The following is a 26,357-nucleotide window of genomic DNA, read 5'->3' on the forward strand; positions in this document are numbered from 1 at the left end:
CTCATGGACAAGCCCGCGAAGCTGCTCATCACAGCACAATTCTATCCGCCGGATACGAGCACAACAGCAGTTTATGTCGGAAGGATTGCCGACACACTCGCCGCTGATCATCAGGTGACGGTCATCTCGGCAACGCCCGGTTCAGGCGGGATAGACCCGCCGGGCAAACCCGCTGTCGTCGAGATAAGCACCTGGAATCCGAGCGGCTCCGCTCTCGTGCGGCGCTCCTTGGCGATCTGCTTGCTTGCGGCGCGGATGTTCTTTTCTGTTTTCAGGCGCGCAGGCCCGAAAGATACCGTGTTCTGCGTCACGACCCCCTTCACGCTGCCCTATGCCGTTATCCTGGCAGCCAGGCTGAAGAGAGCCGCCACTGTGCTCCTCATCTACGACCTCTATCCCGAGGTTTTGGAAGCGGCCGGCATTGCGCAGTCCAGATCTTTTCCCGTCCGGCTGATTCATGCCGCAAATGCCCTGTTGTTCAGGCGCCTGGATGCCATCATCGTCATTGGACGGGATGTCCCTCCCCTCATCCAGAAGTATCGCGGTGTCGAGGCTGGCAAGATCCACTACATACCCAATTGGCCGTTGATCCCAATCGGATATCGCCAGACGGATCCCGCCAGCCGATTTCGCGCGCCCGATGCCTCACGCTTCATCGTCGGCCTGTCCGGCAATCTCGGCTTCACACACGATCCCGCGACGGTCTTCGAGGCGGCAAGACTGCTGCGGGACGACGACGATATCCACTTCATCCTGTCCGGATGGGGTGTGGGCTGGAAGGAGCTGAACGATCTGTTCGCGAGGGACAGGCTCGAGAACGTCACCATTCTGAGCCCGGTCGCCGAGAATGAACTCGTCGAATTCCTGTCCGCCGCCGATCTCTGGATCATTCCCTATCGTCGCAATGTTGCCGGCGCTTCGATACCGAGCCGCCTCTACAACATCCTCGCCGTGGGCCGGCCCGTGATCGTGGCCTCCGAACCGAACTCGGAGGGGGCTCTCATCCTCAATGAGGAGGCAATCGGATGGGTCGTTCCGCCGGAAAACCCGGCAGAGCTGGCCCGCACGATCCGCGAGGCCGCCAGAGACCGCCAGTCGACAACTGACAAGGGCCTTCGTGCGGCCGACATTGCCCGGAAATACTCCGAGGAAGTCGCGCTTGCTCGCTATCGTCGCGTGGTGAGCAGCGTCAGGCGAGCGTAACCGAAGCGGAAGCACACAAGCCGTAAAGGCGCCGGCAGCAAGGTCGATGCGTCCACTCGACGGCTCAGGAAGACGCGGAATCCCGCGCAGCCGCGCGCTTGATGGCATCCGTGAAATCTTCAGCGAACTTGGCGACCCGGGCTTCGACGGACGCCCCCAACTGCCTCACACGGAGCGGCTCGTCCCTGCAGAGGGCCTCGGCAAGATAGCCGGCAAGCGCCGCGGCATCGTCGACGTCGAAGTAGAGTGCCGCGCCACCCGTCTGCTCGCGGTGCACCGCCAGATCCGAAACGATCATGGGCACTTCGAACGATTTCGCTTCTTCCACCGTCGTGCTCCAGCCTTCGAAGCGCGAGGGATTGATGAGGGCCGTGCAAGACCGGAGCAGCGCATAAACATGACCGAGTGGAATCATCCCGAGGTATCGGAAATTCTCCTTGAGCCCGCGTTCCTCGACTTCCCGCATGATCGTCTTGAAATAGTCGGGTGGTTCGTCGGGACCACCTGACACTGCCACGACGGCCTTTATCCCCCGGTTCGCCAGAAGCGTCAGTGCATCCAGAACCAGCTTGTGATTTTTGTGTCGCCAGAACTGATTGGGCAAATAGAAATATTGCGCGGGCAGATCATAGAGGCGAATGACCCCGTGCGGGTTCACCGCGAGAAGATCATCGGTCGGGCGACTGGCGAATCTGACGACCGACATCTGGTTTCCAGCGCGCGGATAGAACTGCCGGCAATCGTCGAGGGCGCTCTGACTGCTTAGGACGATGGAGCGTCCCGACGCGAGTTGCGCACGGAAACCAATCTCGCGACGCCACCAGGCCGCTCTCGAAAAGAGATGAGGAAGACTCCTGTGCTGCAAGTCCGGAAACCAGGACACAGCGGGGAGGGGAAGCCGCCAGCCAAAGAAGCGCGCGTGCTCGAACACAACGTCAACGCCGGCCGAATGGAAGGCGGCCGCCGCGGCGAAATCGATCCCAGCAACGATTGCGCTCGTTAGGCCCGAATGGTCGCGCTCGAAAGCCCTCCGCTTGACGACTTCAACCCCGGGAATCCTTACAAAGGTGGCCAGGTCGCTGTCGTCGTCCGACAGGCCCGCAAACACGACAGCTTCCAGCTCGCCGGGACGATATCTGTGCAGCGCGACGAACAGATTGCGGAGGTAATTGAATCCTCCAGCATGCAGGCGACGGGGTATGAAGGTGAAACCGACACGGAGCGGCAGACTCAACGATGCTGCTCCTTGAACCAGGCGACGTAGTCGGCGATCCCACACCGAACGGCGATTTGCCACTCGAAGGACAGTGCATTCAGCATACCCGGATCGGCAACAAGGCTGAAGGGGTCGCCTGGACGTGTCACACCTGAGAACTCGATGGGAATTTCCCCTCCCCAACTGCTGACAATGGATCTGGCGATATCGGCAACCGATGTGGCAACGCCGGAGCCTCCGTTGATGACACCGACCAGCTGATCCTGCTGGTTGTCGCCGATGCACGCCAGCAGCCGCGCGACATCGCGCACGTCCGTCCAATCCCGCTGTTCTTGCCCGGTTCCTCCGAGCTTCAACACCCTAGCGCCTTCGCTCAGGCGCGTGCAAAGGTCCCATAGCAACTGCTTGCGCAGATTGGCGCCATAGACCGAGAACAGCCTCACGATCGTGCTCTGCAAGCCGAAGGTAGCCGCGTGACTACGACAGAGCTGCTCGATCATGAGCTTATGCTGCCCATAAGGAGATACCGGGTTGGTCGGGGCGCTTTCGCTCATGCGCTCCGCATTGCCGGCGCCATACACCGCCGCGCTGGACACGACCACGAGGTGACACTCGGGTGCGCTGGTGCGTAGCCATTCCAGCAACCGGGCCGACGTTGCGACCGTACGCGAAAAATCTTCGTACGGCTGCGCGATGGACGCGCCAACGGACGATCCGCCCGCAAGATGGAATAAGACGGTCGGCAGCCCGGTATGCACCGCCAACGCGCCGAGATTGGTGGAGTCGACCTCGCCGTTGAGCCAATGGCCCATCCCAAGCCGGCGCCTCTCGGCCTCATCGAGCGCGCCGTGCCCAAGACCGTGGACTGGGGATCCCCGCTGGGCAAGCTCGCGCGTCAAATACCTGCCGATGAATCCGTTCGCACCAGTGATCCAGATTGTCATGATCGCGCCCAACGCCCATAATCAGCCGAACTCATCGAAACGTAGCAAAACATAACCGACATCCAGAGGAAGAAAAGCGCGCTCCAAGCCAGCTCTACCCTCTCGGTAAACGTGGAAGCGGCCTCTCCGCTGCTGCTGCACGGCGGCATCTCGGCTACTCTCAACTTTCAGGGCAAGCTAAGCTGCGCGACGGCGAAGCGATCACGAGGCGAGGCCTAGGCGAACGCGACGCGGCACGAAGCGGAGGAAGACCTCTTGCCCCGTCTCGATGGATTCGTACAGCGCCGAAATCAGTTCGAGGCTCTTGCGCCCCTGGAGCCCATCGACCAGCGCGGCGCCCCGGTCGGACACGCATTCGACGACATGCTGATAATAGGCCTGATGGCCAAAGCCGTAGACGTTTGGCGGGTTGACCGAGAACTTCTCGATCACCTCCCTGTCCGACGGCAGCTCATCTACGAAGCGCCAGTGCCGGATCTGGTTCATGGCGAAGCCCCCAACCTCCACCGTGCCTTTTTCGCCGAGGATCGACAGCGAGCCTTCGAGATCGGAGGGACGAACAGCCGTCGTCGCCTCGATGATGCCAAGAGCGCCATTTCGAAACTTCAACGTTGCGACGGCGGTATCTTCGGTCTCGATGTTGACTAGCGCGGTGGTGCTGCGCGCATGAACACTGACGACGTCTCCGAAAAACCATTCGAGCATATCGACGTGATGGCTGGCCTGGTTCGTGAGGACGCCGCCGTCATACGCCCAGGTGCCGCGCCAGGGATCCTGATCATAATAGGCCTGATCCCGGCACCACCGCACCCGGACCGAGCCGAGCACGAGCTTGCCGAACCGGTTCGCCTCGAGCGTCTCGCGCGCCTTCACGATCGGAACGTTGAATCGGTTCTGCTTGACCACGAAAAGCTTCACTCCCGCCTCGTCGCAGGCGCGAATCATGTCGTCGGCGTCCTGAAGCCGCAGCGCCATCGGCTTCTCGACCACCACGTGCTTGCCCGCCCGCGCGCTAGCAATAGCATGCTTCGGGTGAAGGCCGCTCGGGGTCAGCACCACGACGACGTCGATGTCCTCGCGCGCAAGCATGTCGTTGAGGTGGTTATGGGCGGGAACCCCGAACTTGGCGGCGAGCGCATCCGCCCGCGCTCGCTGAGAGTCACATACGGCGACGAGCCGGGCCCCTGCGATATGGTTGCCGCCCAAGAGTTCGGAATGACGCTTGGCGATGCGCCCGCAGCCCAGCAGGCCGAACCTGATCATCTCATTGTCCTTTCCGCGGGGGCGCCCGGCAAAACAGCCAGCAGACGGGTCTATAGTCGAAATAGCCGAAATGAATCAAGCCTTAAGGACCACTGTCGCAGCCCGCGACAGACCCTAAATGCGTGCATTGGTGATGCTAACCGGCCAGGAAGACCGGGTTGACCGAGCTCTCGCCGACCGCTGGATCAGCGTCTCTCGGCCTGGTCGGGATCGGCTTCGATCGTTTTGACGAGCGTTGCCGGATTGCCGGCGACGACGGCGTGGTCGGCCACGTCTCTGGTCACAACCGAACCGGCCGCGACGATCGCGCCCGCCCCGATGGTGACACCTCGCATCACGAATGCTCCGGCACCTTCATGCGCGACATTAACGGTGGGCGCGCAAAGTATTCTTCGATCTCGAATCCAGTACTGCCAATCGTTACTTATGAGCGACGAACGAATACAACCGGCCAGGCCGGTTGTCGAAATAGCTGCCCATCGCTAGAGCTACTTCGATCGCTCTTCGCGGAATCGCGAATTGCATAAGCGACGATAAAGAACCTTTCCCGCAAAACTTCGCGACGAGTTCGTCGCGAATGCGATCAATCGTGTATGGATAGAGATTGATAGGACTTGAAAGCGGCGAAAGCACCTCAATTGAGCGAAATCTCGCTCGCTTTAACGCGCCAAGATAGTTGTCCAGTCGGAACGCATTTTCCCCGCCATAAAGATGGTGCAGCGGGTGTGCAGCAAGGAACCGAGGCAAGTCGCTATCTTGCGTGATAACATGTTCTCTCGCCGCGAGCAGCAAACCACCAGGTTTGAGCACGCGATACATTTCCGTGCACGCATTTTCGAGGTTGCGAGTATGGTGGAGAACTGCACGCGCGAAAACGACGTCAAAGCTTGCATCGGGGAAGGGTAGCTGTTCCGAAAAGTGCTCAACGACCTGTATGTCAAGTTCGGCTTCGGCCGAAAGCCTCCGGATTGCAGCGGCGCCCACGATTGCGCTCGGATCGGGCTCGAGAGCTGTGACCTCGAATCCCTGACGTGCCAATGCATAGCTCGCTATGCCTCGTCCTGCTCCAACGTCCAAGGCCTTCCCTCGCCTGGCCGCCAACAGCCGCGACACTTCTTGCCACTCCGTGGATTCGTAATAACGCTCGGCCGCCGCAATGAGCGGATCATCGTAGAAGGCATCCAAAACAAGCTGCTGTTGCCCTGGCTGCTCGCGAAGCCAACACACCGCATCTTCCCAGGAGCTCTTGGGGATCGAGTTCATGAGGTGAAAATCATCCCGCGATCAGTTCTTGAAATCGAATCCATTGACGCCGTTTGCTATACTCGGTCTGGACCATGCTGTTGCCGGCCTGAGCAATCGACGAGGCCCAAGCCGGGTCGGACAGAAGTCGACGGACCAGACCAGGAATCTGATCGGGCGAAGAATAGGTCACCATGGTCTTACCATCGATAAATCCATCTGGGTAGTTTCCAGCATCCGTCAGGAGAACTGAACCACAGCCGGTCGCTTCAAAGCACCGCATGTTCCCGCGATCTGAACCGGCCATATCGACAGCCCCGTTCAGGACGATACGCGAAGCTGCAAATTGAGCGTACATTTCACGTCCGTACACCGGACCGGCGGTGACTTCTCGTACTTGCCGAGGATACGCGTGCTTACCAAGAATGGGAACAAACGGAAGCACGTTGGCTAGACGCGCCAAGCGTCCCTCTTCGAGGTGAAAGGTCGTTCGAACGCCATCGAGAGACGCAGCCTCCTGCAACGCGGCCGTCCTTGCAACATGATGACGAGAAAATCCGCCGACGAACACCAGGTCCAACGATTTCTCCACCCGACCTGCATACTCACTCATCGCCGGATCATATGCTGGCGCGAAATATGCAGTCCGACATCCTCTATGCTCCCAATCCTGCAGGATTGAAGGAAAATTGCATATTACGAGATCGTATCCCGAGAGATCGACATTGCCAGAAGGTGCCGCCCGCCAGCAAATGGTGCGTCTCACACATCCGGGCAGTCTCTCTACGAAATCGGATCCATACAACATGGGATCCAAGTTATAAAACACCTCGGCATTGTGATCTTCGATCTGCGCCAGAAGTATCTCCGTCAAGTCACTCGTCCGAACGCCATGCTCACGTGCCCAAGCGCTCTGCAATTGGTCATCATCGCCGTTCGTGTAGAATGCCAATGGATCGCCTTCGAGCACCGGAAGCAGAAGGTGCAACGCTGCAAACCGACTGTGAAGGAAGCTTGACATCTGCTGGCCGAACGTGGTGCCGTGCGGCTTGGGCCGGTGACTCCGAAAGCCTCTCGAAAGACCGTTGTTCTGAAATATCTTCATCGCGACGATTGGATCCCGTCCTCGGCGTCAAGCATCCGAATGATACGGGCCGGATTCCCGCCAACGAGAGCTCGAGGAGGAACGTCACGCGTAACCACGGAGCACGCCGCGACCACGGCCCCCTCTCCGATCGTCACCCCCTTGAGGATCGTGACGTTGAATCCGATCCAAGCCTTATCGCCGATCACGATCGGAGCACTGGGCACGTGCGTCCAGTCCTTGCGATTCCGAGCCCAGTCCCGGACGTCGTTTCGACGCAAATCCCACTCCAGGCTGTGCGAATCGTGGTCAACGATCGTCACGCCCCAAGAAACCAGAACGTCGTCCCCGATGGCGATGTTGCGAAAGCAGATCAAAGTCGAGAGGCCGAGATAGCTCCGGTCGCCGATGCGAACCTCGCCTCCCTGATTTTCGAAGATGATATTCGCATGAACGATGGATCCGTCACCGATGTGAAGTCGATTGCCCGACACACCGCGCAACCGGCGCCAATCCACCGAGGTGTCGCTTCCGCGCGTGACAGACTTCGATCTCCAACTTTTCCAACCCAAGAGGACATCGACCACCCGCACAGGAATGGAGCCGGACATCAACTCCTCCCCTTGATCTCGATTGCGTCCGTTGAATGGCCACCCACAGTCTCTGGTCGCCAATAACGGCTGAACTGCTGGATCACAGCCACCGCAAGCGGCAAACCCAATCCACCAGTAACGATAGACGTCGGCAGCGCGGAAATCATGAGATTGTAAATACCGATAAAAGACGCTGCGAGGACGGCCAGAGTCATCGCTGTCTTTCCCATCCTGAGCAGCGACAAGTCGATCCATCTGCATAGAGCGCCCACCACCAGTGAGTAGATGATCACCCCGAAATAGGAGAAGTCCGCCCATGCATCGGCGATGAACAAGGCGGTCGTGTGGGTACCATCGACGGATCGCCACAGTTTTGCGACGAGGTCGTAGGAAGGCTGCCATTTCCAGCCGGCAAGCGCCGCCAGCACGCGCACATTTCCTCCCCACATGTGATCCAGCCGCCAAGGAAACGCACCCCAGTACTCCATTAATGCGGCATTCGAGAAGTCGAAAGCGCGGTAGTAGAAGAATTCAAACGCTTCGCTCGGTTGCATGCCCGGAATTGCGATCATGAAGATCGGGATGAATATCAGGAATGCGGCGCCGACCCCAAGGAGGCACACGCGCCAATCGAGATTGTTGCGAAACAAGAGATAACCGACCAACAGCAATTGCAGAATGAACAGCACGATCGGCGCCTTGTTGAGCGTCTCGAGCTTACCCAATATGGTCGCAGCCAGAAGCATCGCGGTGACAGCGCCCAGTATCCACGAGCGCCGCCCCCAGGCGACCAGACCGGCCCACACGATGATCATCGGTGCGATGGTGCCCGTCACTAAATTGAAAAGGTAGACCCGGCTTCCGCCATTCTGTTGGCGATAGACGATCTTGGCAAACTCGTCGCCCGGCACCGAGAGGTAGCCGAGCAGGATCTGCAGGTGATGCTCCCGGTAGGAGACCCAGAACATGAAGGCCGCCAGCAAGAAGCTGATGCCCAGGAGCCACATTTCTCCCGAAGGAGCCTTGGCCAGAGGCTGGCGGCCCCAGTTCTTCAGTCCATCGCGCGTGCTCTCGACCGCCGCCGGCATAAGACGATTGATCAGTTCGATCCCGGCCGTCACCGAAACGAACATCAAAGCGATCGAGAGATTCAAGGCGACCGTGATCTCAGGAAAATGCACCGAATGCGAGATCTGCTTGTCCACCGCCGAAATCGGAATGCGCCAAAGCATGTAGGTGAGATAGGCGGGGCCATAAACCAGGAGCAGGAAGCTGAGCAGCATCGTCGATGCCGAGACGAACCTGTCGCAGCGGAAGATCAGGTAAGCCGCCGCACCGATCATCGCCAGCGCCGCAAGCACATAGCTTGCTATAACCATCATCGCCTCCCTGCGCGCAGTCTTTTGAGAGAATGGTTTAGCCGGTACAGCAAGGCGTTGTTTGCAAAGCTCTCGTGCAGAACCGGGGGCAGAGCGACTAGTCTCTCCAGCTCATCCGCCGTTATTCCCAGCTTCTTGGCGACAAAGCGCTTGTCGCGAGCGGCCTGCTCCTTCGAGACCAGCGGTTTCTGCAGCTCCGACAGCGCCTCGTCGCGCGTCATCTGCCTGGCCACGATCAGCGCGGAAAAGTGAAGCCGCCGCTTGTCGAAGGAATAGCGGGCCGGCAGGTAGATCTCCTGGTAGAACTTGGTGAAGCGGCTCTCTTGGTGCTTGCTGCCGTAGTCGACAAAACCGTATTCCTTCATCAGCAGGCGCTTTGCAGCTTCCTTGTCGTAAGGGAGGAAATTCAGCGGCTTGAGGATCTGAACCTGCCCGCGGGCGCGCACCAGCCACAGATATTGGAGAGTTCCCATGAGAGGAAACGTCCGCAATGGAGCCGTTCCATGCGCCTTGTGAATGGCCCGAACGTTGCGTCCGTCCATCGCGGGGTACCCGCCACCAGGCACGTGAATGCTCTCGCTGCTGAAGTTGACGCCGTTCATGAAGTAGCGCTGACCGTAGCGGTGAGCGAGCCTGTAGAGAGTGGAGAAGAAGGCGTGGTCTTGCGGCGTGTCCTGATTGAGCACCGAGGCGCGCAAATACGCCAGTTGCAGATCGCGCATTTCCTCCCACTCAACCACATAGGTGTAGAGATCGATGTCGAGTTGCCTGACGATCTTCTCGATATTGCGGACGGCCGCTTCCGTGTTCCAGCCGCCGTCGACATGAACGGCAAGCATCCGCAGATTGAGCTCACGCTTGAGGAAATGGGCGAGATAGGCGCTGTCGACGCCGCCGCTCAGCCCGATCATGACATCGTAGGGCTTGTTTGCCATCTCCTGCTTGATGTTCTCGACCGTCTTCTCGAGCCTGGCGCGTCCCTCCTTGGTCGGCCACCACTCATGCGGCTTGCGCGTGAAGGCATCCCGACAACAGATGCATTGACCGGCTTCGTCGAACGTCACGCCGGGATTGTTGTTGTCCATCACGCAGATGGAACAGACTTGGTATCGTCGGTTACTCTGCGGCATCGGCACCCTCTCGCAGGTTCGCCCGCATCTGCTCGATGTCGGCCGCAGAAGGATACGTGATGAGGACCGCCCTCAGGCGTCCATAAAACACGAAAGCGCTGCCGGAGGCCACGGCCGAAGCGCCTGCACGGAGTCCTTCGGCCAGATGTCGCAGCTCGCCCGCACCTCCTACCGCCATCAGGGGGAGCTCGACGGCCTTTGATACATCCGAGATGAGCGCAAGATCATACCCGCTGCGCTCGCCATCGCGATCGATGTTCTGCAGGAGGATTTCACCGGCGCCGGCACCTTCAGCCATCCGCGCCAGCTTGATCGGGTCGAGATCAGTTACAACGCGACCGCGGTCAATCGCGGTCCGCCATCCTTCTTGCGTGCGCTTGCAATCGACACAGACCGTCACGGCCTGGGATCCGAATTCGTCGGCAATCGCCCGGATCACGTTCGTGTCCGTGCCGGCGCGACCAAGCACGATCTTCTCGACGCCGGCCGCGAAAATGGGAGACACATCGGAAACCGCTGTCACGCCGCCGCCGTAGCTCAACGGCATGAAACATTCGCTCGCCAGCTCCCGGATGAAGCCCACATCCGGCCGTCTTTGCTCGACCGAGGCGGTGATGTCGAGCACGCAGATCTCGTCGACCTCCTTTTCGTTGAAGATGCGAATGACATTGAAGGGATCGCCGACATAGACCGGATCGCCGAAACGGCGCGTCTTGACCAAACGACGGCGGCTGTCGAGCAGCAGGACCGGGACGACTCGGGGTCTCATCCTGCGGCTCTTTCGACGAAATTGCGGAGCAGTGCCATGCCGAACCGATGACTCTTTTCAGGATGAAATTGCACACCGTGGATATTGTCGTGTTGCACCGAACAGACGACCGGTTGATCGAACTGGTAGGTCGCAGCCACATCGCCGGCATGGTCACATTCCATGCGATAGCTATGAGTGAAGTAGAAGCGAAATTGTCCGTCACCGGCAAACAGCTTGGCGTTCGGCACGGCCTCGATGTCCGCCCATCCCATGAAAGGCACCTTGAGCTTGAGAGCGGAAGCCGGCCGCATGCGAACCGAGGCCGCGGGAATCCAGCCCAGTCCTGCCGAGGATCCCTCCTCACTGCCCCGGCCAAGCAGTTGCATCCCAAGGCAGACGCCCAGCAACGGGGTCTTCCGGACAAGGGCCGCGGTCTCGAGCGCGGGAATGAGATTGGAATCGCGCAATCTCTGCATGGCAGCGTCGAACGCACCGACGCCCGGCAGCAACAGGTGACTGGCTTCGAGAATAACCGAAGGCTGATCGGTAATGCGCGCCTCGTAGCCGATGAACTCAAACATGTTCACAAGGGCGCCGGGATTTCCCACTCCGTAATTGACGATGGTAATCATCGCAACTCCCTCCTTGCCATCAATAGCGCGAAGGCACTTATCATACCAGCCAACAGGACGCCCAACGCAATGACCGCAAAAGGTTCGAGAAAGCGCGCCAGCACGACAAGGACGGCAAAGACCGCCGCGCCGAGGACGGCGGCGACAGCAAACGATTTCACCAATCCCGCGGCGGGCCAACCCGCCGCGTCATAGCAAATCCAGAGGACCGCTAGATAGCTGAGAGTCAATGCAACGGCTTGCAGGGCCACGGCCTCCGGCAGCGGGCGCCCTGAAACAAGCACGCCCCAAAGAGAACCGACCGAACAGATCGCGGCGACGGCTTCGAGCTTGAGATTGAGGTCCTGGCGGCCGATCGAGTCGAGAAGCCGGTCCATCCAGTTTGTCATCATGAAAAGCGATGCAGGCAGGACGAGGATTGCCGAGAGCCCACCGACACCCTGCCATCGAGGCCCGAGCACGATCGCGAAGAGCGTGTCGCCTCCGAACACCAGCAGGGCCATCCACGGACTGCTGACCACGAGCAGCCACCTCATGATCCGGTCGATCGCCGGGCCTTGCGCGGCAAGCCCTTCGGTCGCCGCGCGATGAAAGAACACCGGCCTTAGGGCCGCGCTCGTGAATGCGGACGGCAGATGCGTCAATCTCCAGGCTTGGCTGTAAAGGCCGACCTGCGCGGCTGTCCCGAAGGCACCCGCGATGAAGATCGGCGCACGCTCGCGCAGCAGGGAGAGCACCGTGAAAGGCAGCGAGAACTGCAGGAAACGCATGTTCGACGCCAGGGCAGCGATCATCGCGCGCGCATTCGCCGGCCGCAGGGGTGCTCCGGCCGAGCGCCGCACGCTGCGGGCATAGAAAAGGGTCGCCGCGCCCTGTCCGACAACGCTCCCGATCACCAGCCAGACCCCGTCGCCGCTTAGAGCGCCGCCGAGTTGGACGAGATTGGCGACGATCGCATTCACTACGGCCCCCGTCGAGATCTGGGCAAATGCGCCTTCGCGCATCAGCCAGGCCTGGCATGCGACGCTGAGCCCGACGAGAGCCAGCCAGCCCCACCCCAGCGCCGCGGCCAGCGGCCCGATCCCGAACTCCCGGAGAGCCCCCATGGAGAGGACGAGGAGAATACCAAGCACCAAGGCCACCGCGCAAACGATGCATATGATCGCAAAAAAGAGATCACTCGCGGCCGCGGAATCGCGCTCAATCACCAGGCCGAGGTCAAAGCGAAACGAGAGCAGCGAGCCCGCGGTGACTGCCGCAGCCTGAATACCTGCCCAGACGCCGAAATCGGCGGGTGCGTAGAGACGAAACAGCACGGGCAGAAGCGCGATCGCGAACGCCTGCGACGCGAGGGGACCAAATCCCGCCGCGATCAGGGATCTGCCCAGGCGATTGGACGGCTTAAGACTGCTCAAACTTCGCCACCAGATCAATGACGGCGCCTTGCTGTTCAGGTGTGATCTCGGCGAACATTGGCAGCGAGAGAATGCGGCTTTGATGGCGATGCGCGTTCGGGAACTGCTCCGGTCGCAAATGCAGGCGTTCGTAGCTCTGAAGAAATGGCAAGGCGGTCGGATAATTGACCGCCGTTTGGACGCCGTTTGCGTTCAGGTACCGGGCCAGTTCATCGCGGCGAGGATGCTGAATCGTATACAGGTGATAGACATGTTCGCGCGCGGCCGCGACATAGGGAACGATCAGGTTCTCGATCTGGTTCAGACCGGCATCATAGATTGCGGCGGCCGCCCTGCGCGCCCTGGTCCAGTCCGAGAGGTGCCGCAGCTTCGCCGACAGGATCGCGGCCTGCAGGCCGTCCAGCCGGCTGTTGATCCCCTCGATCTCGTGATGATGCTTGGTGAGTCCGCCGTGCCGCGCGATCTTGGCCATGCGGCTCGCAAGGGCTGCATCGTTGGTCACGATGGCGCCGGCGTCCCCCATCGCGCCGAGGTTCTTGCCGGGATAGAATGAGAACGTCGCGACGTCACCAAACGTGCCGACCTGCTGCCCCTTGTATCGCGCCAGATGGGCCTGCGCGCAGTCCTCCAGAACCCAAAGCTTGTGCTTGCGGGCGATCTCCATGATCGCATCCATGTCCGCAGGCTGTCCGTACAGGTGAACCGGGATGATGCCGACGGTGCGCGGAGTGATCGCGCTTTCGATCGCGGCCGGATCGATCGTGAAGGTCCGTGCGTCGGTATCGCAGAACACCACGTCGGCGCCGCTATGGGTGATCATGGACGATGTGCTGACCCACGAATGCGCGGTGGTGATGACTTCGGCGCCGGGCGTAACGCCGAGAGCGCGCATCGCGATGTAGAGGGCGTCGGTTCCGTTCGCACAGGAAATGCAGTGGTTCACGCCGATCGCTTCGGCAAACTCCTGCTCGAAGGCATCGACATAAGGCCCCCGGATAAAGGCGCTGTCGCGAATGACGGAAGCGATCGCGTGGTCGATCTCGCCCTTGATGGTCTGATATTGAAGATTGAGATCCGCAAACGGTACGTTCATAGCGTCCCCTTGGTCACAGCTGCCTGTTCTATTCCCGGACCAGCCTTCGGGCGGGGTTACCGACGTAAAAGCCGGGTTCGGTGATATCGCGCGTCACCACAGCCCCGGCTCCGACGACGACGTCGTCGCAGATGCTGACAGGGAGGATCGTGGCGTTAGAGCCGATCGATACGCGATTGCCGACAAGCGTCGCGCGCCAAAGCTCCTTGTCGCCCCGGGCAGGCCCGCCGATCGAGAAAGTATCGTTGATGAAGACGGCTCCATGACCGATGAAGCAGTCTTCGCCGATGGTCACCAGCTCGCAAACAAAGGCGTGCGACTGCACACGCGTCCTGGCCCCGATCCTGGCGGTCTTCTGGACTTCCGTGAACGGCCCGATGAAGCAATCATCCCCGATCTCGCAACCGTAGAGATTGCACGGCTGGACGATTTTGACCCGCAACCCGAACGTCACGCCGCGGACGTCAACCTCGTTGACGGTTGGCAAGTTCATGATGTCTCGCCCAACCGGCACCGCTTCGGATTGAAGTGGAGCTCGACTTCCTTGCCGGTCTCGATCGACTCGTAGAGAGCCGAGATGAGCTCGAGGCTCTTGCGCCCCTCAAGCCCATCGACCAGCGCCGGGCTCTGGTTACTCAAGCAATCGACGACATGCTCGTAATAGGCTTGATGCCCGAACCCGTACACGTTGGGAGGATTGACCGAAAAATTCTCGATCACATCCGCATCCGAAGGCAGCTCGTCGCGAAATTGCCAGTGCCGGATCTTGTTGACCGCGAAGCCCGCAATTTCAACCGTGCCCTTCTCGCCAAGGATCGAGAGCGAGCCTTCCAGATCCTTTGGCCGTACGGCGGTCGTCGCCTCGATAATCCCCAAGGCTCCGTTGCGAAATCTCAAGGTCGCGACGGCCGTGTCCTCTGCCTCGATATTCACGAGCGCGGTGGCGGCTCGCGCATGCACGCTGACGACGTCACCGAAGAACCATTCGAGCATATCAACGTGATGGCTGGCCTGATTGGCAAGCACCCCGCCGTCGTAGGCCCAGGTTCCACGCCATTTGTCCTGATCGTAATAGGACTGATCCCGGCACCATCGCACACGTACGGTACCGAGGATCAGCTTGCCGAACCGGCCGGACAGCAGCGCCTCGCGGGCCTTCACCACCGGAACGTTAAAGCGGTTCTGCTTCACCACGAAGAGCTTCACGCCTGCGGCATCGCAGGCCTGGATCATCGAGTCGGCATCCTCGAGGCGCAGGGCCATGGGTTTTTCGACAATGACGTGCTTTCCCGCCTTCGCGACCTCGATCGAATGCAGCGCATGCAACCCGCTCGGCGTCAGAACGGAAACAACATCCATATCGGCCCGATTGAGAAAATCCGTAAGGTTGTGAAACTCCGGAACCGAGTACCGACTGGCAAATTGATTTGCACGCTCCGGAACTTCGTCGCAGACGGCCACCAGCGCGGCCCCCTTGATGTGTCCGCCGCTCAGCAAATCGGCGTGACGCTTGGCTATGCGCCCACAGCCAAGCAGGCCAATTCTGATCATGCCTGCGATATTCCCTGGTCGATTGATGGAAGATGGTCCCAATCGGGCGCCCAAGCCCGATCGATGCGGGTTATTATCAGTTTCCCACCGGTCAGCGCAAGGGAACTGGCACAGTTCGCCAATTTGGCTTTGCACACTAAATCAACAGGTTACAGCCTTAGCGGCGGGGTCGCGGGCGGATGCGGAGAAGTTGCGTTACCGCGCTTGACCCGCGCCGGGGAAGCGAGCATTAGCCTTTGAGAAACGCTCCTGCGAACCGTCGTTAGGACGAATCGCCCTGGCCATACCTCACGGACGCATCCTTTGCTCGAAGGCTCCAATTCCAAAAGCGATGTGACCCGATCGGATATTCGTATTCCCGAAATCGATGGCCTAAGAGGCCTCGCCGTTCTCCTTGTCTTGCTGTGGCACTTCCTCGGCGCCCTCCTTCCTCAGACCAGTGTTTTTTTGAAGCTCGTGAGCGGGACCGTCATCTTCGGCCGCACCGGTGTCGACCTGTTTTTCGTCTTGTCCGGATTTTTGATTATCGGAATATTGGTCGATCGTCGGGATGCACATAACTACTTCCATGTCTTCTTCGCCCGACGGGCGCTAAGGATCCTGCCCCCCTACGCAATGCTCCTCATTGTCTTTTGGATTCTAACGGCGCTCTTGCCGGCGGGCTACTATTTTGGCCATCAGATCCCATGGTGGAGCTACGCGACCTTCACGCAAAACTGGTACATCATCAAATTGAACAATTGGGGACCTGGTGGCGCGTCCGTCACCTGGTCGGTAGCGATCGAAGAGCAGTTCTATATCATCTTTCCCGTAATCGTTTATTTGATTCCGCGGCGGCATCTGCTTCCTCTGCTCATTTGCATCGGAACCGCCTCGATCCTGGGCAGAGCAGCTTGTTTCCTGCTCTATCCGCAAAATGCCTTTGCACCATATGTCGCGACTTTCCTTAGGCTTGATGGCCTTTGTGCTGGCGGCATGCTGGCCTTAGCTTGTCGTGATGCGCATCTTTGGCGAAAGATGATCGCGCATCGATCGACGCTGATGAAGGCCAATGGCACTTTCGCGGCCTTCATCCCCTTCTTCCTTGTTGCCCTGCGTTGGAGCCCTGGGACAACGATGTACTACTGGGGCCACACTTACCTGACGGTCCTGTATTCACTGACGCTTGCGACGATCTTGTTGAATGCAAACTCCCGGCTCAGCGCGGCGCTTCGCCTCGGATTCTTACGTGCGCTCGGCGCGATTTCATACACTGTCTACCTGTTCCATCCGCTCTTCATAGGACTGGCTTTCACAGTGGTTGGAAAGAGAGAAGAGCTGAATTCGATGTCCGATGCGTTCTTGTTGGTTCTCGCAATGTTGGTTACCCTTCTGTATTCTAAGGCTTCCTACGTTTTGATCGAGAGCAAGCTGCTGGCAATCGGTCATCGACTCGGATACTCCCCGCGCGGCTCTGGTTCTCGCGCGGCTGATCTTTCCGGGCCATCGGCTATATCCAATGGATCGCAACTCCAACGATAATTGTCCTAAACTGCCGCTCCCGGAGTTGCTGCTGTGCAAGCCTGATCAAGGCATCTATGTTCTGTTGAAAGGCAATATCCTGTCCCCTTCGCCTTACCGAGATCACGTCGTGAAAACAATCAGCGTCGTAACCCCTTGCTTCAACGAAGAGGTCAACGTCCGGGATTGCTACGAGGAGGTCAGGCGGGTCTTCGACGAGAAGCTTCAGGGCTATCGGCGCGAGCACATTTTTTGCGACAATGCTTCCGACGACCGCACGGTGAAAATCCTGCGCGGCATCGCCGCCGACGACCTATCGGTGCGCATCATCGTCAACGCTCGCAATTTCGGTCCCTTGCGCAACACGTTCAACGGCGTGATGGCATCGAGCGGCGACGCTGTGCTCCTGTTCATGCCTGCCGACCTCCAGGATCCCCCGGAGTTGTTGCCCGAGTTCGTGAGGCTGTGGGAAGAGGGCCACGAGATCGTCTACGGCATCCGCGCCGTCCGGGAAGAAGGGCGGCTGATGCGCAGCGTCCGCAACGCTTATTATCGTCTGCTGACTCGCTTCTCCGAAATCAAGGTGCCGCCGGGCGTTGGTGATTTTCAGCTCGTCGATCGTGGCGTCGTCGAGCGGATGCGGCAGGTCCGCGACGGATATCCCTTCATGCGGATGATGACCTTCGAATGCGGCGGCCGCGCCGTCGGCGTGCCCTACACCTGGCGCGCGCGCAAGAAGGGGCTGTCGAAGAATCGCGCGGCGGCGCTCATCGACCAGGGGATCAACGGCCTGGTCTCGTTCACGTCGGCGCCGCTCCGGTTCGGCCTCTATGCCGGCTTCGCGTTGTCCTTCGTGAGTATCGCCTATGCCGTGATCAACCTGCTGCTCGGCCTGATCCTGTACCAGCGCCTCGCCGAACCCGGCATCCTCACCCTAATCGTCGCAATGTTCTTCTTCGGCGGCGTCCAGCTGTTCTTCATGGGCATGATCGGGGAATATATCCTCGCCATCTACGGCCAGGTCCGAAAAAAGCCTGTCGTATTTGAGCGCGAGCGGGTTAATTTCGACGCGCCGCGCGAACCCTGAGACTTACGTTGCGGCCGCGTGCCAAGCCAGCGTGTCGCGCAATCCCTGGTCGAGCTCGACCATCGGACGCCAGCCCAAGGCCCCAAGCCGCCTCATGTCCGCGGCCAGTACCATGACCTGATCCGGCCTGTATGGCACCTCGCCGAAGCCGAGGTCGCCGGCCCCGATCAGCTCGTGCAGGTGCGAAACCGTCTCGCGAAGCTGCGGCGCCTCGGGACTGCCGAGATTGTAGATGCCCTGCGCCGCCGGGCTCGTCAGCACGAGGCGGACGGCCACCGCGGCGTCGCGGGCATGGAGGAAGCCCCAGCGCTGCTCGCAGGCAGTCAGCGGCATGTGGCCGCCGGCGCGCAGGGTTCGGATCAAGCTCGGAATCAGCCATGCCTCCCCGTCTTTAGGGCCGTAGGTCGAGAAGATGCGCAGCCAAGCAAAGCGCTGTCCCCGCTCGGCGCAGCGGCGCGCGGCCATCAGCCCGCTCGCCAGCTTGGCGATACCATAGAGCGTCGTGGGGTGCGTAGCATCGTCCTCCGAAATCGCGCGATCGTAGGGACCGTATTCCGCCTGTGAGCCGGCCCCGACGAAGGCGGTTGCCCCCGCGTCCGCCGCGAGGTCGACCAGTTCCACGGCATCGACGATGTTGCGGGCTTGATCCTTGCTGTTGCGCTCGTTGTTGCCCACCCCGCGCCAAGCCATGTGCACCACGGCATCCGGCGCAAAAGCGACTAGTTCTCGCCCAAGGGCGCCCATTTCGTCCAGCGTGCCGGCGATGACGGTAAAGCGGTCCAGGCTGGCCGCCAGCCGCCAGGGCCTGGTGCCCGGCCGCAGCAGCACCCCAACTTCATGCCCCTGCGCGAGCAGGTCTTCCGCGACATAGGACCCAAGAAAGCCTGTGGCGCCCGTCACGAATATGCGCATCGCGATCTCCGCCAGTGCTTTGGAAACTGCCGGCGGCCCTTAAACGGTTCGCAGCGAAGCCGGCCTCGGATAGTCCACAAAGCGATTGCCCGAGGCGTATTCGCTTTCGCTGAGATAAGGGAATTGATCGTTGATGGGACGACCCATCTCGAGCTTGGGCTCGATTAGCGTGTGCTCGCTCAACATCACGTCGATCACGATCGGCCCGCACGTGAACAACGCCGGATCGATCTGATCGACGCTCTCGATACGCGCATAGCGCAAGTCGTAGGCCGCGGCCAGCGCGCCGAAATCCGGAAAGCTCAGGCCGTCTCGTGAGGCGCTGTAGCGGCTGTGCATGTAACTGTCCTGGAACTGCTTGATGATCCCATACGATCCATTGTTCATGACGATGATCGCGATGTCGAGATTGTTGTGCCGGACAGTCTGCAATTCCTGGATGTTGAGATGAAATCCCCCGTCGCCATTGTAGGAAATGACCTGGCGCTCGGGGCGCTCGATCTTGGCGCCGATCGCCGCCGGCAGCGCATAACCCATCGGCGAGTTGCCGCCGGGATTGAACAACGTGTGTCGCTTGACCTTGAAGGCCTGGTAGAGCCAGCACACCGCAGCGCCGGTATCGCCGATGACGATCGCATCCTCGGCGATGATCTCGTTGACGCGTCGGATCACGTCATAGGGCGACAGCGAGTTCAGCCGGGCCGCCGAGGTGCTGACCTCCTTGTGGTAGTAGCGCTGCTTCATTTCGGCGACATAGCCGCTCCACTCCTGGCTCAACGGCTGGAGGTCGAGCCGGCGCAGCACGTCGGGCAGTTCGGCGAAATCGAGATGGCTGACGCGGTAGCCGTCGTTCCGATATTTGGCCAGCTCCTCCTTGTCGACGTCGACGACGTGGACGGTGGCACCGACCGCAAACTGCTTAGTGTTGCCGGTTCGCTGGCGATTGTCGAGCCGGCTGCCGAGCACCAGCACGGCGTCCGCGTTCTGCAAAACGAAATTCGAGCCGCGATTGCCGTAGACGCCGATCTGTCCGACGAAGCCCGGGTGATCGTGATCGAAATAGCTGAGGCCTGCCCAACTCGACACGAATGACAGGCCGCTCTGCCGCAGCCAGTCGGCGACCTCCCGCTCCACGCCGGCAAGACCGATTCCCCCGCCCCAGAGCACCACTGGGCGCTTCGCCTCGGCCAGCGTCCGCTTCAGGTCCGACAGAACCTTCGCCGGATCCTCCGTCGCCTCCGACATCCGGGACGGAAGCAGGATCTCGTCGCCCACTTCGACCTGCTGAATGTCCATGGGCACGTCGATCAGAACCGGTCCCATTCGGCCCGAGGTTGCGATCGAATAGGCCTTGGCGAGCTCCTCGCGCAGTTCATCGGCACTCCTGATCATCACCGCATATTTGGTGACCGGGCGCACCATCTCCACGATCCGGGTTTCCTGGAAACCCGCCTGGCGCACATGGGCGCCGTGGAATGCACTGCTTTCGCGCTGGTTGACTTGGCCGGTGATGTGGAGCGACGGAATGGAATCGAAATGGGAAGTCGCGATGCCGGTGATGAGGTTTGTCGCGCCCGGCCCGGACGTCGCCAGGGTCACGCCGACCTTGCGGTTGACGCGCCACAGCGCATCGGCGGCCATCGCGGCGCCCTGCTCGTGCTGAAAGCAAGTGTAGTGAAGTTTCGGATGCTCCGCGACCGCGTCGATCATGAACGCGCAGGCGCCACCGGTCAGCAGGAAAACCCGGTCGCTTCCGACTCGCGCGAGAAACTCCGCGATATATTGCGCACCGTTCATCGCGTCATTCCCCGCCTTTGGGGCCACGAGCCTTTGCCGCGCAAAACTCGCGGATGATCTCGAGCACGTAGCCGATATGCTCGTCAGCGAGGCCCGGATAAACGCCGATCCAGAACGTCTGGTTCATGATCGTGTCGCTGTTGGCGAGCGAGCCGTGCACACGGAAATTCCGTCCGATCATGTAGGGCTGTCGCACGAGATTGCCCGCGAACAGCAGGCGCGTGCCGATCCCGCGTTCGTTCAGATGACGCACGATGGCGTCGCGCGTAAACGGCGCGCCGGCGCGGAGCGTCAGCGCGAATCCGAACCAGGACGGCTCGCTGTTCGGCGTCGGCTCGGGCAGGATGAAGAACTCCTCTAGTGCTTTCAGCCCCCCCTTCAAAAGGTCAAAATTCCGTCGCCGCGTGGCAACAAAGCCCTCGAGATGTTCGAGCTGCGCGACGCCGACGGCCGCCTGCATGTCGGTGATCTTCAGATTAAAGCCGAGATGGCTATAGATGTACTTGTGGTCATATCCGTAAGGCAGCTCGCCGAGCTGCCAATCGAAGCGGCGCTGACAGGTGTTGTCCTTGCCCGGATCGCAATAGCAGTCGCGTCCCCAGTCGCGGAACGTCTCAATCGCGCGGCGCAGGCCGGGATGGCTCGTGAACACCGCCCCGCCCTCACCCATTGTGATGTGGTGCGCGGGATAGAAGCTGAGCGTGCCGATGTCCCCGGACGTGCCGACGTGACGTCCGTCATAGGTCGCACCGAGCGCGTCGCAGCAATCCTCGATCAACCAGAGCTTGTGACGCTTGGCGATGTCAGCGATCTTGCCGACGTTGAACGGATTGCCAAGCGTATGCGCCACCATGATGGCGCGCGTCTTCGGCGTGATCGCCTCTTCGACAAGCTCCGGCACGATGTTGTAGGTGGGGATATCGACGTCGACGAACACCGGCACCATGCCTTGCGTGATCGCCGGATTGACGGTGGTCGGAAAACCGGTTGCGGCGGTGATCACCTCGCTGCCCGCCGGCACCTGGCGGTCGCGCAGCAGCGGCGAGGTCAGCGCCGAGAAGGCGACGAGATTGGCCGAGGAGCCGGAGTTGACAGTCAAGGCGTACCGGGCGCCGACGCGTTTGGCGAGCTTCTGCTGGAACTCGTGGTTAAAACGGCCGGTGGTCAGCCAGAAATCGAGCGCCGAATCCACCAGCGACTTGACGTCACTGGCATCGAATACCCGCCCCGATACCGGCACCGTCGACTGGCCGGCAACGAATGGTTTGGGCGCGTGCGCGACGGCAGAGTATTCCTCCACCAGGTCCATGATCGAAGCCCTGATCTCTTCAGGGCTTCGTTGATCCGCCGATGCGGGGGCTGGCGCCGATTTCATGTCAATGAACTCGCCCTAGATGCGGATGCCGGGCCGCGGGTGGTTTCGGATGCCGGCTGGGATGTGGCGTTCAGGGCATCGCTGGCCAGCACGCGCTCAAGTTGGTCCAGCGAGAGCCGGCGCATATCCTCGCCGCGCTGATTCGCCTTGTACCAGTCGACCGTGAGAGACAGCCCTCTGAGCAGGTCTAGCCGGGGCGACCAATTCAGCCGCACGCGGGCCCGCTCGCAGTCGAGCCTCAGGAAGGCGGCTTCATGCGGGTGCGGACCGTCGTCGCTGACCCAGTCCGCGCCCTCGCCCCATAGCGCTTGCAGATGCTCCACGACATTTCGCACCGGCTGCTCGCTCTCGGTGTCCGGACCGAAGTTCCAGCCGTCGGCGAAGCTCGCCTCATCCATCAGCCGCTCGACGAGAGTGAGGTAGCCCCGGATGGGGTCGAGCGCGTGCTGCCAGGGTCGCACCGAATTGGGGTTGCGAATCCTCAGCGGCTGCCGATTCATGAACGCCTGCATCGCGTCCGGCACCAGGCGGTCACGAGCCCAATCGCCGCCGCCGAACACATTGCCGGCACGAGCGGTCGCGATACGCGCCGCACCGCTCCCCGCAAAGAAGCTCTGACGATAGGAATGGGTGACCAGCTCCGCGCAGGCCTTGCTGTTGCTGTAGGGATCGCTGCCGCCGAGACGATCGCCTTCGCGAAAGGCGATCTGGCTGCCATCGTTCTCGTAGCATTTGTCGCTGGTCACGATCAACACGGCCCGGATGGAAGGCAGATGCCGCGCCGCCTCCAGCACATGCACCGTGCCCATCACGTTGGTCGCGAAGGTCTCGACCGGCTCGTCGTAGGAGGGCCGCACCAATGCCTGCGCGGCCATGTGAATGACAATGTCGGGCTGCGCTTCCGACAAGGCGGCATGGAGCGTGCCGAGATCGCGGATGTCGGCCAGGCGCTGCTTGATGTCGGCGGCGACGTTGGCGACCTCGAACAGGGAGAATCGATGCGGCGGGTGAAGGGCGTAACCATAGACGCTGGCGCCGAAGCGACGCAGCAGAAGCGCCATCCAGGCGCCCTTGAAGCCGGTATGTCCGGTCAGGAAGACCTTCTTGCCGCGCCAGAACGTCGGGTCCGTCACCACTTCCTCCATTGGGCGCGGTTGTTCGCCCACTCATCCTCCAGGAAATTTCGGTCGCGCAACGTATCCATCGGATGCCAGAAGCCGGGATGCACGAAAGCGCGCAGGTCATCTCCGCGCGCAAGCCGCTCCATGGGATCCCGCTCCCACACGGTATGGTCGCCGGCGATCAGGTTGCTGACCGAGGGCGACAGCAGGAAGAAGCCGCCATTGATCCAGCCGCCGTCATCAATTGGCTTCTCCGCGAAATTGACGACCTTTTCACCTTCGATGGTCACCGCGCCGAACCGTCGTGCCGGGCGCACGACCGAAACGGTCGCCTTGCGCCCATGCTTCCGATGGAACGCGATTTCGGCATGAAGATCGATATCGGCCACGCCGTCGCCATAGGTCAGGGCAAAGAACGGCTCGTCGGCGACGTAAGGCAGCACGCGCTTCAATCGGCCGCCGGTCTGCGTCTCTTCCCCGGTGTCGACGAGCGTCACACGCCACGGCTCGGCCGTCTCGCGGTGCACCTCCATCCGGTTTTCGGCCAGATGGAACGTGACGTCGGACATGTGCAGGAAGTAGTTCGCGAAATACTCCTTGATCATGTACCCCTTGTAGCCAAGGCAGATCACGAAATCATGGAAGCCGTAATGGCTATAGATTTTCATGATGTGCCACAAGATCGGCCGTCCGCCGATCTCGACCATGGGCTTGGGGCGGGTTGTCGTCTCTTCCGCAATGCGCGTGCCCAAGCCACCTGCCAGGATCACCACTTTCATTCAATTAACTCCGCCCTCTCCCATTGCGGCCAGCCTCCAAGTGCAAGTAAAACAGTATTCAGCCCGACGCCAATCAAAATTGTTGAAAGAATTGACGTTTTTGCCTTCTTGACAGAGCCAGATCCTGCCCCCTGCCAGTGGTTGCCCTCACCTGTGGGAACAGTCACGGAAGAAGAATCATGAACTCACGCTTTGAAACCAGTCAACGGCCAAGCCTTAGACTCGGATGGTCAGGAAATAAAGGCCGCGCCGCGCTACTCATTCTCGCGATCCTGCTCACGGCCTTCTTGGCGAAAATCGTGCTTCCCATGGTCGATGAGGCCAAGCCCAGCCTGGTCGACGATCACGACATCGTATTCGCGCTCGACGGCAGGAGTACCGTGGAGTTGCGGTCGATCGGGGCTTGGCTCGCGCAGACACCTGAGTACCGAGAACTTCTGGACTCCGGGAAGACCACACGGTTTCGTCCCGGTTATTATGTACTCAAGGCAATCGAGATTTACGCTTGGGGAGACAACATGCGGCTTTGGTATCTATTCAGATACCTCGCCGACATTGGAACAACAATGTTGATTGCCGCACTATTCCTGCGAACGTTTGGTCTTCCGTCCGCAGTCGCTTTCATTCTTCTCTACATGGGACACCAGAGTTGGAGCGATTTGATCCCCCGACTTGGGCCAACCGAATTCCAAGGCAATTGCGCCGCGGCCCTCATCGTTTGGTCCGCGTGGAAGTACGCAACAGACGACCAGTCGGGGAAATACCTGCTTTGGCTCCTTGCCATGGCTTCATTTTTGTTTTCGATCTTGAAAGAAGTTAACTCGCTCTATCTCCTGGAAACGTCTGTCCTGGCGATTTCCTGCGGACTCCTTCTGCAGGCGCCACGACTCGTCAGGCTTGGGCTGCTCTCTGGATTGATCGCCTGCGCAGTGTTTGCCTTTCTCCTGATGACGGTACGCGAAACATCTTCAGCACTCACCCTCAAAGGCGCCATTTCCGACTTTCGGATGCATTTGCGCGGAGATCTGGTCTTCCGGAGTATCGGCTTAATCACAACCGTCCTCATGGTCATTCTGTTAACGATCGACTTCAGGAAGGGCAAGGCGGAGCGAAGGCATTACGCGCTTCTTCTGCTGGTCCTTGCGCTGGAGCCAACGCGCCTCGCAACCTACTTTCTCGCCCACCCAATCGCTGGTGTCGACGGATTCGACGCATTCTCGATGCGATATGCATTCCCGTTCGTATTGATGCAGGCGCTTGCTATCGCATTGGTCGTGGGAGTCTTGAGCGAGCGCTTGGCAATCCACTCGATCCCGAAGATCGGAGCCAATGCTTCCATCGGAGCGATGCTTTCCTCAGCAATTGTATTAGCTCTGCTGGTAAGCAACCAGGGTATCTTCCATCCAATGGTCAAGCAGTCAGTTGACCTGTGGCGCCAGTTCAACTCTGATGCGGACCAAGCCATCAAAGACGTCGGCCATAAGCTGGTCGAGCGACGGCTAGCCGGCCATAATCCTGCACTATTTGTCAGCGGCCCCACGCCCGGAATATGGGAGCCGGCTCTTGCCCTGGCGCTTTATCTGAAACTTCGTTTGTCGGGAACTCCAGTCTACGCAGACATCACTGGAGTCTCTGATATTGAGCACGACTATGCGGTTTATCTGCTGGCGCGGTACGGAGCATGGCCGATTTCCGGCGAAGAGGCCCAAAAACTAAAGGCGAACTGCATAGAGGTTCATGTCGACATTCGGAGAATTACGAACTCGAAATGTGACATCATACAAATCATCAAGCCGCTTTAAGGCCTCTCGGCCTCAGAAAGATGGTTAGCGCAAGATGAAATCCGCTTGGTGACTGTCAACATAGTAGGCGCTGCGCACATCGAAGGTGCTCTCCGCGACGTTTGTCTCATGGGCGGCAGCAACCGTCTCGTAAAGAGTGGCGGGCTCTTGGTGCGGTTCGAGGGGGACCAGCGCGGAAAAGGTTTCAGCCGCATTAGAATCTGTCGGCCCAGAGGTCGACGCTTCGACAAAAGAAAAATTTCCAGCCGCGAAGCCATGCTTATCCATGTCACCGCTGCCCAGATGATCGACCTGGACTAAGCTGGATTGTCCTGGGACCTTGATGGTACCGGCCGCCGGTGCAGCCGCAGCGCCAATGACGCCGTCACCGTTCAGATCCTGATGAAAGCTCGCTTCGAAAGACTCTAGGGTGTTGCTGGTCGCCGCGAGCAACCCAGCGTTCGACGTGTAATTGCCGTTGCCATCCGTATACCAGATTGTGAACTGTG

23 protein-coding genes and 2 pseudogenes are annotated in these 26,357 nt (G+C 60.2%); 4 read left to right on the plus strand and 21 right to left on the minus strand.

The window, feature by feature from the left end:
* Nucleotides 1-3 precede the first annotated feature (3 nt).
* The gene (locus tag CO669_RS33520) at nucleotides 4-1,203 is read left to right on the plus strand and encodes a glycosyltransferase family 4 protein (protein WP_097666747.1); all 1,200 of its coding nucleotides are present in this window, start codon (nucleotides 4-6) and stop codon (nucleotides 1,201-1,203) included.
* Between the two features lie 64 nt (nucleotides 1,204-1,267).
* Here CO669_RS33520 and CO669_RS33525 read toward each other — a convergent pair whose 3' ends face one another.
* From CO669_RS33525 to CO669_RS33595, 15 genes and pseudogenes are all read right to left on the minus strand, one after another.
* The gene (locus CO669_RS33525) at nucleotides 1,268-2,437 is read right to left on the minus strand and encodes a glycosyltransferase family 4 protein (protein ID WP_097666749.1); all 1,170 of its coding nucleotides are present in this window, start codon (nucleotides 2,435-2,437) and stop codon (nucleotides 1,268-1,270) included.
* The gene (locus CO669_RS33530) at nucleotides 2,434-3,363 is read right to left on the minus strand and encodes an NAD-dependent epimerase/dehydratase family protein (protein ID WP_097666789.1); all 930 of its coding nucleotides are present in this window, start codon (nucleotides 3,361-3,363) and stop codon (nucleotides 2,434-2,436) included. Before CO669_RS33530 ends, CO669_RS33525 begins: the two co-directional genes overlap by 4 nt.
* A gap of 201 nt (nucleotides 3,364-3,564) precedes the next feature.
* The gene (locus tag CO669_RS33535; protein WP_097666751.1) at nucleotides 3,565-4,626 is read right to left on the minus strand and encodes a Gfo/Idh/MocA family protein; all 1,062 of its coding nucleotides are present in this window, start codon (nucleotides 4,624-4,626) and stop codon (nucleotides 3,565-3,567) included.
* A gap of 185 nt (nucleotides 4,627-4,811) precedes the next feature.
* A pseudogene (locus CO669_RS33540) lies at nucleotides 4,812-4,961 on the minus strand (chloramphenicol acetyltransferase); the annotation flags it as partial.
* An 85-nt stretch (nucleotides 4,962-5,046) separates the two neighbouring features.
* Nucleotides 5,047-5,889, minus strand: a complete 843-nt coding sequence (locus tag CO669_RS33545) for a class I SAM-dependent methyltransferase (RefSeq protein WP_097666753.1) — start codon at nucleotides 5,887-5,889, stop codon at nucleotides 5,047-5,049.
* Between the two features lie 10 nt (nucleotides 5,890-5,899).
* A complete protein-coding gene (locus CO669_RS33550; RefSeq protein WP_097666756.1) occupies nucleotides 5,900-6,973 on the minus strand; it encodes a glycosyltransferase family protein in 1,074 nt (357 codons plus the stop codon).
* Nucleotides 6,970-7,563 carry an acyltransferase gene (locus CO669_RS33555; protein WP_097666758.1) on the minus strand — a complete coding sequence of 198 codons (594 nt, stop codon included), beginning with the start codon at nucleotides 7,561-7,563 and terminating at the stop codon, nucleotides 6,970-6,972. Before CO669_RS33555 ends, CO669_RS33550 begins: the two co-directional genes overlap by 4 nt.
* Nucleotides 7,563-8,927, minus strand: coding sequence for a hypothetical protein (locus CO669_RS33560; RefSeq protein ID WP_097666760.1), 1,365 nt, complete (start codon nucleotides 8,925-8,927; stop codon nucleotides 7,563-7,565). The genes CO669_RS33555 and CO669_RS33560 overlap by 1 nt, the downstream gene beginning before the upstream one ends.
* Nucleotides 8,924-10,054: an N-acetyl sugar amidotransferase gene (locus tag CO669_RS33565; protein ID WP_097666762.1), complete on the minus strand. Its 1,131-nt coding sequence runs from the start codon at nucleotides 10,052-10,054 to the stop codon at nucleotides 8,924-8,926. The genes CO669_RS33560 and CO669_RS33565 overlap by 4 nt, the downstream gene beginning before the upstream one ends.
* Nucleotides 10,041-10,823: a HisA/HisF-related TIM barrel protein gene (locus tag CO669_RS33570; RefSeq protein WP_097666764.1), complete on the minus strand. Its 783-nt coding sequence runs from the start codon at nucleotides 10,821-10,823 to the stop codon at nucleotides 10,041-10,043. The genes CO669_RS33565 and CO669_RS33570 overlap by 14 nt, the downstream gene beginning before the upstream one ends.
* Nucleotides 10,820-11,437, minus strand: a complete 618-nt coding sequence (gene hisH, locus CO669_RS33575) for an imidazole glycerol phosphate synthase subunit HisH (RefSeq protein WP_097666766.1) — start codon at nucleotides 11,435-11,437, stop codon at nucleotides 10,820-10,822. Before hisH ends, CO669_RS33570 begins: the two co-directional genes overlap by 4 nt.
* Nucleotides 11,434-12,852 (minus strand): oligosaccharide flippase family protein, encoded by a 1,419-nt coding sequence (locus tag CO669_RS33580; RefSeq protein WP_158228809.1) that lies wholly within the window; start codon nucleotides 12,850-12,852, stop codon nucleotides 11,434-11,436. The genes hisH and CO669_RS33580 overlap by 4 nt, the downstream gene beginning before the upstream one ends.
* Complete coding sequence (locus CO669_RS33585) at nucleotides 12,839-13,945, minus strand: DegT/DnrJ/EryC1/StrS family aminotransferase (protein ID WP_097666769.1); 1,107 nt, start codon at nucleotides 13,943-13,945, stop codon at nucleotides 12,839-12,841. Before CO669_RS33585 ends, CO669_RS33580 begins: the two co-directional genes overlap by 14 nt.
* A 28-nt stretch (nucleotides 13,946-13,973) precedes the next feature.
* On the minus strand, nucleotides 13,974-14,438 hold the full coding sequence (locus CO669_RS33590) for an acyltransferase (protein ID WP_097666771.1): 465 nt from the start codon (nucleotides 14,436-14,438) through the stop codon (nucleotides 13,974-13,976).
* On the minus strand, nucleotides 14,435-15,496 hold the full coding sequence (locus CO669_RS33595; RefSeq protein ID WP_097666773.1) for a Gfo/Idh/MocA family protein: 1,062 nt from the start codon (nucleotides 15,494-15,496) through the stop codon (nucleotides 14,435-14,437). The genes CO669_RS33590 and CO669_RS33595 overlap by 4 nt, the downstream gene beginning before the upstream one ends.
* Before the next feature lie 303 nt (nucleotides 15,497-15,799).
* Between CO669_RS33595 and CO669_RS33600 the strand changes: the two genes are divergently transcribed.
* Together CO669_RS33600 and CO669_RS33605 are read left to right on the plus strand one after the other, a co-directional pair.
* Nucleotides 15,800-17,017, plus strand: a complete 1,218-nt coding sequence (locus tag CO669_RS33600; protein WP_158228810.1) for an acyltransferase family protein — start codon at nucleotides 15,800-15,802, stop codon at nucleotides 17,015-17,017.
* 109 nt (nucleotides 17,018-17,126) lie between these two features.
* Nucleotides 17,127-18,083 (plus strand): glycosyltransferase family 2 protein, encoded by a 957-nt coding sequence (locus tag CO669_RS33605; protein ID WP_097666791.1) that lies wholly within the window; start codon nucleotides 17,127-17,129, stop codon nucleotides 18,081-18,083.
* A 3-nt stretch (nucleotides 18,084-18,086) separates the two neighbouring features.
* On the opposite strand, the gene CO669_RS33610 is transcribed toward CO669_RS33605, so the two are convergent.
* From CO669_RS33610 to rfbF, 5 genes are read right to left on the minus strand one after another with little or no spacing between them, the layout of a single operon-like run.
* Nucleotides 18,087-18,995 carry an NAD-dependent epimerase/dehydratase family protein gene (locus CO669_RS33610; protein ID WP_097666777.1) on the minus strand — a complete coding sequence of 303 codons (909 nt, stop codon included), beginning with the start codon at nucleotides 18,993-18,995 and terminating at the stop codon, nucleotides 18,087-18,089.
* Nucleotides 18,996-19,034: 39 nt separating this feature from the next.
* Complete coding sequence (locus CO669_RS33615) at nucleotides 19,035-20,792, minus strand: thiamine pyrophosphate-binding protein (protein ID WP_097666779.1); 1,758 nt, start codon at nucleotides 20,790-20,792, stop codon at nucleotides 19,035-19,037.
* Between the two features lie 4 nt (nucleotides 20,793-20,796).
* Nucleotides 20,797-22,167 carry a lipopolysaccharide biosynthesis protein RfbH gene (gene rfbH / locus CO669_RS33620; RefSeq protein WP_097666781.1) on the minus strand — a complete coding sequence of 457 codons (1,371 nt, stop codon included), beginning with the start codon at nucleotides 22,165-22,167 and terminating at the stop codon, nucleotides 20,797-20,799.
* A complete protein-coding gene (rfbG, locus tag CO669_RS33625; protein WP_097666793.1) occupies nucleotides 22,164-23,300 on the minus strand; it encodes a CDP-glucose 4,6-dehydratase in 1,137 nt (378 codons plus the stop codon). Before rfbG ends, rfbH begins: the two co-directional genes overlap by 4 nt.
* Entirely contained in the window at nucleotides 23,297-24,067 is a 771-nt protein-coding gene (gene rfbF / locus CO669_RS33630; RefSeq protein WP_097666783.1) for a glucose-1-phosphate cytidylyltransferase, read from the minus strand. Before rfbF ends, rfbG begins: the two co-directional genes overlap by 4 nt.
* 179 nt (nucleotides 24,068-24,246) lie before the next feature.
* Here rfbF and CO669_RS33635 point away from each other — a divergent pair, with 179 nt between their 5' ends.
* Nucleotides 24,247-25,869 (plus strand): hypothetical protein, encoded by a 1,623-nt coding sequence (locus CO669_RS33635; RefSeq protein ID WP_143278778.1) that lies wholly within the window; start codon nucleotides 24,247-24,249, stop codon nucleotides 25,867-25,869.
* A 24-nt stretch (nucleotides 25,870-25,893) separates the two neighbouring features.
* Here the strand turns inward: CO669_RS33635 and CO669_RS33640 are convergent.
* Nucleotides 25,894-26,357 (minus strand): annotated as a pseudogene (locus CO669_RS33640) (hypothetical protein); the annotation flags it as partial.

This window comes from Bradyrhizobium sp. Y36 (assembly GCF_002531575.1).
Lineage (GTDB): Bacteria > Pseudomonadota > Alphaproteobacteria > Rhizobiales > Xanthobacteraceae > Bradyrhizobium.